We start from the raw sequence: 799 nt of genomic DNA on the forward strand, positions 1-799 counted from the left end.
CCTGGAATCTCGTTGCCTTCCTTATCCTTGTGACTAGTCTTAACCTTCTCATAAACGTGCTCTGTGTCGCCGTTTGGAAGTTTCTTGGTCTCTACGAAGCGGTAACCTGGAATTTCTTTCTTCGGTTGTTCACCGTCTTCGCTTGGATAGCCTGGAATCTCATTGCCTTCCTTATCCTTGTGACTAGTCTTCACTTTTTCGTAGATGTGCTCTGTATCTCCATTTGGAAGTTTCTTAGTCTCTACGAAGCGGTAACCTGGAATATCTTTCTTAGGTTGTTCGCCGTCTTCGCTTGGATAGCCTGGAATCTCGTTGCCTTCCTTATCCTTGTGACGAGTCTTAACCTTCTCATAAACGTGTTCTGTGTCGCCGTTTGGAAGTTTCTTAGTCTCTACGAAGCGGTAACCTGGAATATCTTTCTTAGGTTGTTCGCCGTCTTCGCTTGGATAGCCTGGAATCTCGTTGCCTTCCTTATCCTTGTGACGAGTCTTAACTTTTTCGTAGATGTGCTCTGTATCTCCATTTGAAAGTTTCTTAGTCTCTACGAAGCGGTAGCCTGGAATTTCCTTCTTAGGTTGTTCGCCGTCTTCGCTTGGATAACCTGGAATGTCATTCCCTTCCTTATCCTTGTGACGAGTCTTAACCTTCTCATAAACGTGTTCTGTGTCGCCGTTTGGAAGTTTCTTAGTCTCTACGAAGCGGTAACCTGGAATTTCCTTCTTAGGTTGTTCGCCGTCTTCGCTTGGGTGGCCTGGAATTTCATTCCCTTCCTTATCCTTGTGACTAGTCTTCACTTTTT

The 799-nt window shown here is 45.1% G+C and carries 1 protein-coding gene; it reads right to left on the minus strand.

The annotated features are described in order from the left end of the window. Positions 1-799 (minus strand): MucBP domain-containing protein (locus HMPREF2780_RS07540; RefSeq protein WP_324826056.1); only part of this gene is annotated, 799 nt, incomplete at both ends.

Origin of the sequence: Streptococcus sp. HMSC062B01 (assembly GCF_001811085.1) — a bacterium.
GTDB lineage: Bacteria > Bacillota > Bacilli > Lactobacillales > Streptococcaceae > Streptococcus > Streptococcus gordonii.